At 33.5% G+C, this 373-nt stretch carries 1 protein-coding gene; it reads left to right on the top strand.

What is annotated here, in order from left to right:
* On the top strand, positions 1-265 hold a 265-nt coding region (locus ACYVTD_RS17920), incomplete at its 5' end, for a hypothetical protein (RefSeq protein WP_461248966.1).
* Positions 266-373: the final 108 nt, after the last annotated feature.

Raw genomic sequence — 373 nt, 5'->3', positions numbered from 1 at the left:
GCGTATAGATGTACAGGCGGTTTTTGTTACCTCCAATGTAGAAAAAATTGAACGTAAATTTACCGAAAAAGGGTTTTCGCGTCTTCCTGGTTTTGAAAAAAAAATAGAAGAAATAAAAAGAATTATTATATTAAAAGATTTTTATCAAGAAGGTATGAAAGGACAAAAAAAAACGAAGGAAATTATCAAACCTGTTGCTTTTATTGTAAAAACAATAAAAATAAAAAAAAAAAACCCGGGCGCAACATTAAAAAAAGAAAGATAAAAAAAACAAAGGGACAAAAAAGTGCTGAAAAAATAGAAAAGCGCCCCTGCCAGAAGCCCCGCCGCAAGACCCACGCTGAAACATACGGCTACAGTAAAAACGGTGTCC

This window comes from Treponema sp. R6D11 (assembly GCF_054786075.1).
Note: the sequence above shows the minus strand (reverse complement) of the source record. Positions and strands in the feature narration are given on the sequence as shown.